Source organism: Geobacillus zalihae NBRC 101842, from assembly GCF_001544135.1.
Taxonomy (GTDB): domain Bacteria; phylum Bacillota; class Bacilli; order Bacillales; family Anoxybacillaceae; genus Geobacillus; species Geobacillus zalihae.
Map to the genome: position 1 here is coordinate 39,466 of NZ_BCPV01000032.1, position 6,244 is coordinate 45,709.

General features: G+C 50.7%; 7 protein-coding genes and 1 pseudogene. 5 read left to right on the forward strand and 3 right to left on the reverse strand.

Annotated features, from left to right (window positions below):
* The first annotated feature begins 115 nt into the window (after positions 1–115).
* Entirely contained in the window at positions 116–1,066 is a 951-nt protein-coding gene (locus tag GZ1_RS10530) for a cation diffusion facilitator family transporter (RefSeq protein WP_053413959.1), read from the forward strand.
* A gap of 130 nt (positions 1,067–1,196) precedes the next feature.
* Positions 1,197–1,823, forward strand: coding sequence for a LysE family translocator (locus GZ1_RS10535; protein ID WP_033004846.1), 627 nt, complete (start codon positions 1,197–1,199; stop codon positions 1,821–1,823).
* A 203-nt stretch (positions 1,824–2,026) separates the two neighbouring features.
* On the opposite strand, the gene GZ1_RS10540 is transcribed toward GZ1_RS10535, so the two are convergent.
* Together GZ1_RS10540 and GZ1_RS10545 are read right to left on the reverse strand one after the other, a co-directional pair.
* Positions 2,027–2,314, reverse strand: a complete 288-nt coding sequence (locus tag GZ1_RS10540) for a hypothetical protein (RefSeq protein WP_013144383.1) — start codon at positions 2,312–2,314, stop codon at positions 2,027–2,029.
* 9 nt (positions 2,315–2,323) lie between these two features.
* Complete coding sequence (locus tag GZ1_RS10545) at positions 2,324–2,878, reverse strand: GNAT family N-acetyltransferase (RefSeq protein WP_060788449.1); 555 nt, start codon at positions 2,876–2,878, stop codon at positions 2,324–2,326.
* Between the two features lie 322 nt (positions 2,879–3,200).
* Here GZ1_RS10545 and GZ1_RS10550 point away from each other — a divergent pair, with 322 nt between their 5' ends.
* Together GZ1_RS10550 and GZ1_RS10555 are read left to right on the forward strand one after the other, a co-directional pair.
* Complete coding sequence (locus GZ1_RS10550; protein WP_060788450.1) at positions 3,201–3,827, forward strand: TetR/AcrR family transcriptional regulator; 627 nt, start codon at positions 3,201–3,203, stop codon at positions 3,825–3,827.
* On the forward strand, positions 3,824–4,726 hold the full coding sequence (locus tag GZ1_RS10555) for a class I SAM-dependent methyltransferase (RefSeq protein WP_060788451.1): 903 nt from the start codon (positions 3,824–3,826) through the stop codon (positions 4,724–4,726). Before GZ1_RS10550 ends, GZ1_RS10555 begins: the two co-directional genes overlap by 4 nt.
* 135 nt (positions 4,727–4,861) lie before the next feature.
* Here GZ1_RS10555 and GZ1_RS10560 read toward each other — a convergent pair whose 3' ends face one another.
* On the reverse strand, positions 4,862–5,989 hold the full coding sequence (locus tag GZ1_RS10560; RefSeq protein WP_060788452.1) for an Ig-like domain-containing protein: 1,128 nt from the start codon (positions 5,987–5,989) through the stop codon (positions 4,862–4,864).
* Here GZ1_RS10560 and GZ1_RS10565 point away from each other — a divergent pair.
* Positions 5,939–6,244, forward strand: a pseudogene (locus GZ1_RS10565) (site-specific DNA-methyltransferase); the annotation flags it as partial. The gene GZ1_RS10560 and the pseudogene GZ1_RS10565 overlap by 51 nt on opposite strands.

The window sequence follows — 6,244 nt, forward strand, 5'->3', positions numbered from 1 at the left end:
AGACAAATTCCAACAACCGCTGTTTCTGGATGTCGAAATTTCATTTGCACACAGGCGGATTTTTATATTATAATATATATAAGTTGATAATTATTATAAATAACGGAGGTGCATTATGGCTCCAACACTGTACGATTTTCATCATCTCCCGCACGTCAAAACGCAAAATGAATCGAAAAAAGCGCTCTGGGTGACGCTTTTGTTGACCATGTTTTTCACCGCCGTCGAAATCATTGGCGGACTGATTTCCAACTCACTCGCCCTCTTGTCCGATTCGGCCCATATGGCATCCGATGTATTGGCGCTTGGCTTAAGCATGGTCGCCCTCTACATGGCGACGCGCCCGCCGAACCGTCGGTTTACGTTCGGCTTTTTGCGGTTTGAAATCATCACATCGTTTTTGAACGGGCTGACGTTGGCCGTCATTGCGCTGTGGATTTTATGGGAAGGCATTCAGCGTTTTCTCCATCCTGAACCGATCCACTTTCGCCTCATGCTCGGGATCGCAGCGATCGGCCTCGTCGTCAACTTGACGTTGACCATCGTCTTAAGCCGGAGCACGAAAGAGGAAGACAATTTGAACGTTCAGAGCGCCCTTTGGCATTTCATCGGCGACTTGATTAGCTCGATCGGCGTCATCGTTTCCGCGCTGCTCATTTACTTCACCGGCTGGACGGTGTTCGACCCGATCATCAGCTTAGTGATCGCCGCCATCATTTTCACAGGCGGGGCGAAAATTATGCGCGAATCGTATCTCATCTTAATGGAAGCCGTGCCAGATGGGTTCGACCTCGAACAAATCCGCGCCGATATTCGAAAGATCGAAGGGGTCGAAGACGTGCACGACATGCACTTATGGGCCATCTCAACCGACCATTACTCGCTGTCGGCTCATGTGTTTGTCAACGAACGCATCCAGCCGCTATGCGTCATCTTGGCGGTGAATGAAATGTTGAAGGAAAAATACGGAATCGAGCACGCCACCATCCAGGTGGAGCACGCCATGCTCCATGACCATGGCCGCTATGGCCGGGCGTTTTTGGAGAAAAAAGCTTCCCATGAATAGGAAATGCCGCCTCTGCTTTGAATGGCATGGGCGGCTTTTTCGTTTGTCCATTTTCCCTTTCAAACAAAAAGGAATCAATACGATCCGCGGCGAACATATAGAGTCATCATGCCGAAGGAAGGGATGCCTCATGGGAATCGGAACGATCTTCGCGTTTTTAGGCGTCGCCGTTTTGCTTACGTTAGCGCCAGGGCCAGACATTTTGTTCGTCATCGCCCAAAGCCTGTCCCAAGGCAAACAGGCGGGCATCGCCACCGCGCTCGGGCTGTGCACCGGCCTGCTTGTCCACATCAGCGCAGCCACGCTTGGCGTCTCGGCTGTCATTTACCAATCCGCCTTGGCGTTTGCCATCGTCAAGTACGCCGGTGCCGCGTATTTGCTGTACTTGGCATGGCAGGCGTTCCGCGAAAAAGACAGCAGTCTCGCCTTTGGGCGGCAGAAGCCAATGGCATACGCCTCGCTGTACAAAAAAGGCATTGTCATGAACGTGCTCAACCCGAAAGTGTCGCTCTTCTTTTTGGCGCTCCTGCCGCAGTTCGTTGATCCGTCAGCGGGCCGCGTGCCGCAACAGATGTTGCTTCTTGGCGCCGTCTTTCTCGCTCAAGCGCTCGCCGTCTTCACCTTGGTGAGCATCGGCGCGGAAAAACTGCGCCATTGGCTCTTGGCCAACACCACCATCACGAAGCGAATCCATTGGCTCAAAGGCGCCATCTTCGCCCTAATCGGCATTCAAATCGCCTTCAGCGAGCGTTCGTAGCGGTGCGCGGCCAGGAGCGGCCGCTCCTTTCTGCGAGCAGCCCCCAACACCTCTTTTACTCAAAAAAGCGCCGCGCCTCCTAGAAGACCGGTGAAAAACAACGGATTCGCTCGATTTGCGAGAAGTCGAAAGGGATAAAGTTATGGTGTTGCAAGGTTTTTCAATTTGAGAAACGCTGTTGGGGAGCAACATTTCCCCTTAAATCACAAGCCTTCTAGGAGAAGCAACGGCAGAAACAACAGCACATCGGGACCAAATGACAAAAGATTGGGCATTTCAACCAAAACCAACATGGCGGCCTTTCTCTCGCAGGCCGCCATCCGTTTGTATTGTTCCCGCTGCGGCTTCATGAGCCTGACGCCAAGCGGCAACAACCTCATTCCCTTGTCTCTCACGTTCTCCCTCCTTGTCACGCCGACCGCCGCACCGAAGCGCAAACCGGCGCAATAGAAAGGAAGGAAATGCTCATCGAGCGATCTCCCCGCACTCATCCGCCGAACCTACTTGACAAAGCGAGCCATCAAAATCAAATCCCAATACATCCCGTCATCGATTTTTGCAGCTTTTTTCTTCACGCCTTCTTCCACAAATCCAAACTTTTGATACAATCGAATCGCGTTCGTGTTGTCAGCGACGACTTCGAGGCAAACTTTTTCAATCAAAGGATTTTCTTTTGCCCAATCAAGGAGCGCTGCAAGCAACGCCGTGCCGATCCCCTGGCCTCGAAAGCCGTTTTTCACGCTCATGCCGAAAGACCCTTGGTGCTTGGTTCGCCGCTTATTTCCATTATGAAAATCTAAAAACCCGATCATCTCTCCGTCATGCTCGGCCAACAGCGCCAACTTTCCAGGATCGTCCGCCATTTTTTGCAGCCATTGGCGTTGTTGCTCTTCTGTGACCGTCACTTCCGCTTCCGTCGTAAGCAAGTAAAGCGCTTCCGCGGTCACGGCCTTGACAAACGCAACGATCCGCTCGGCATCCTCGGGCCATGCCGTCCGTATAACAATCGGTTGGCCGCTTGCCGTCACCAACCGCCTTGGCTGGATGTTTCCCATAGCCATCCTCCTTGCTTGATGTGCATCCGTATAGATTCGTAAGCACGAGGGCAATATCCTGCACGCAAAAGAAAAACCTCTTCTGTCTCATAGTTCGTATTACCGTCAACCATTGGGCCATTCACCAAAAGCCCCGATATATTTTTAGTGATTCGCCTGATGAATGTTGAACCATCCACTTTCGATATGCTCTACGAACACCACCCCAGCTCCCCTTCATCACCATTGTTTTGATGGCTCGTTTGTCAATAAAGTAACCACTTGACAAACAGAAAAACAAGAGTATACTGATAGTATACTTTTGATACTAGGAGTATCAGCTATGAAAGAACATATCGCCGCTGTACACAAACAAACGATTGCCCAAGCCGCTGAGCGGTTGTTTCTCGAACGCGGGTTTGACGGCACGTCAATCAGCGACATTTGCGCAGCGTCGGGATACAGCCGCCGTACGGTGTACCGCTACTTTGACACGAAGGAGGAGATTTTGTACTACATTGTCGCGAATGGTCTCAAACAGTTGCGTGATCGTCTAACCGACATCGTGCAAGCCGAGCAGCCGTTTTTGGCCAAGTACGAACACATTTGTAAAGCAATGCGCGCTTACTACGAACATTGTCCCGTTTCGGCGCGCGCCGTCCGCGAGTTTCGCCCGCCATCGCTGGACGCAGTGACACCCACCATGGAAGCTATTTTCTCTTTAGGAACGGACATCAATGACGCCCTCTCCTGCTGGATCGAGCAAGGCATCGCAGAAGGCGTTGTCCGTGAAACCGCAGACGTCATGATGACCGTGTACGTGTTCTCCGCACAGCTACACGCATTGTTTGACCTTATCGAAACAAAAGGAGCGTTTTTGCTGCCGACGCTCGGCAAGACGAAAGAACAATTTGTCGCCTACGGCCAGAAGATGATTCTCCATAGCCTCGCAAAGGAGCCATTGCCATGAAACCAAACGAACCGAGCATGACCGCATTGATGTCCTGTTTCGTCCGCGCTTATCATACGGAACACGATACGCCTGTCATATTTCGTGACGATATGGCCAGACAGCTGATCACAGACGAAGAATACAAACAAATCCAAACCTTTCTCGCCAACGGCTTGGGATTTTTTGCCCCCGAGCGGCTTGATGCGTTCTCATCGGACGAAGAGAAAGTGAAATGGATCGTCCAAACGCAGCTCGCTCCGACTCCAATCGCCCGCGCCGCCTATACCGAACGGATCGTCCAACACGAAAAGCGGCTTGGCGCGACGCAGTATGTCATGTTAGGAGCAGGGATGGATACGTTCGCCTTCCGTCATCCAAACAGCGGCCTGACGATATTCGAAGTCGACCATCCCAACACGCAGCAATTCAAGCGCGAACGCATCCACATGGCCAACGGGAAGATGCCAAACTGCTTGCAACTGGTCGCCGCTGATTTTACCAAGGATGACGTGGCTTCCCGATTGCTCGCAGCCGGCTTTCGCCCAAACGAAAAAACGGTGTTCAGCCTGCTTGGCGTCTCATATTATCTAGAAAAAGAGCACTTCTATCGTCTTTTGCACCAACTCGCTCCATTGATGACAGAGGGCAGTTCTATCGTGTTTGATGTTGCCGATGAGCAGCTGTTCACCTCCCCTGTCAAGCGGGTGCAAAACACGCTCGCCCTCGCCCGGCAAAGCGGTGAACCGATGAAAGCGGCGTATTCGATCGAGGAACTTGAGAAACAGCTGCAGCATCACCGTCTCCTCATTTTCGAACACGTATCGCCGGAACAAATCCAAGCGGAATTTTTCTCGAACCGAAACGACGATCTGACAGCGTTTGAACATGTCCATTATGTCCATGCGGTGCGCAAATAACATCCAGGAAGGCCTCTGAATTTTGTGATTTTCCATGATTATGTGATATTGAAACATGTCTATTCACCAAAAAATCGACCGAGTCCTCTTTGAAGCATCCCGCTTCAAAGAAAGGCTCGGCCGACAGGTTCCTTCTTATTGCCCTTTCGTCACCGTCGCTGTGGTCGCTTCACTATGGTTTTGCGCTTTGTCTTCTTGTGTCACAATGATCATCAGCTGGCCATTGTTGAATGCAGACAGATCGATCGTCTTCGAAAAATTCCCATTCGAGTCCGCCGACGTCCGTTCAACGAGAGATTTTTGTCCATCCGTAATGATGATTTGCACCGATGCGTTGCTTTCTGCCGTTCCTGCGATCGTATATGCCGCTTGATTTTGATTCGTAACGGCTGGCAGGGCGTTCAATGATGGAGCGGCAACAGCGGTATCCTTCCAAACCGTCGTGGTTGCCTCTGGGCTTACATTGCCCGTTGCACTCGTTTGAACGGCTGTAATGGTAATCAGTCCATCGCTTAACGGGGAAATATCAGCTTCTACACGGTATCTCCCGTTTTCTTCCACCGTACCGACTGTGCTGATTTCATTCGTTCCATCGGACAAAGTGACCTCCACTTCCGCCCCTGGCTCTCCCTTGCCCGTCACCTCATAAGCAGTTGCATCTGCGCTGGCGTTCACGTAACCTTTATTGTCAATAGACGGCTTGGCCGGAGAAGACAACGATTTGATAAGGACGACACTTACTATCCGGCTTTCATTCCCCGCTTGATCGATCGTTTTCACACGGATCGTGATCTTCCCGTCCTTCAGAGAAGAAGTATTGATCTCTACTTCATAATTCCCATCTTCATCCACAAGTCCGCTCGCTGAGACGGATTTTTTTCCATCACCAGCCTCCACCACCACTTTCTCTCCAGGCGTTCCTGTCCCCGTTACTGGATAAGCTTCATAGTTGAAAGCGTTGATATATCCTTCATTCAACAGTTCAGGAGCCTCTATGCTCACATCTTTCCGAAGCACTTTCTTCGATTGTCCGCTTTGGTTTCCTGCCGAATCCACACTAACCGCGGAGACCGTAATCTCTCCTTCCGCCAACTTTCTTGCATCGACCACCGCCCGGAATCTCCCTTTGCCGTCTGCACGCACCGTTTTGGTGATGCGCTGCTTTCCATCGCTCAACAAAACTTGCACAGCGCTATGGGGTTCTGCTGTTCCTTGGACAGCATAAGCGTTCTGCTGCTTGGCATTGATCCATCCTTTATGCAAGAAGAAATCAACGGTATTGACGAAGAATTAATTGAAAGTAACACTGAGGAATTTTACGGGCTTCAATGGGTGGGTAAAAAAGAAGCCCGTCGTCTTGCTTTTTTACCGCCACAAGGAACTCTTAAATTTATGGAAGGAGAAGGGATAAACGAAGAGAACGCAAAGCATATATTAATCGAAGGGGATAATTTAGAGGTTTTACGTTTATTGCAAAAAAGTTATTCAGGTAGAATAAAAATGATTTACATCGATCCT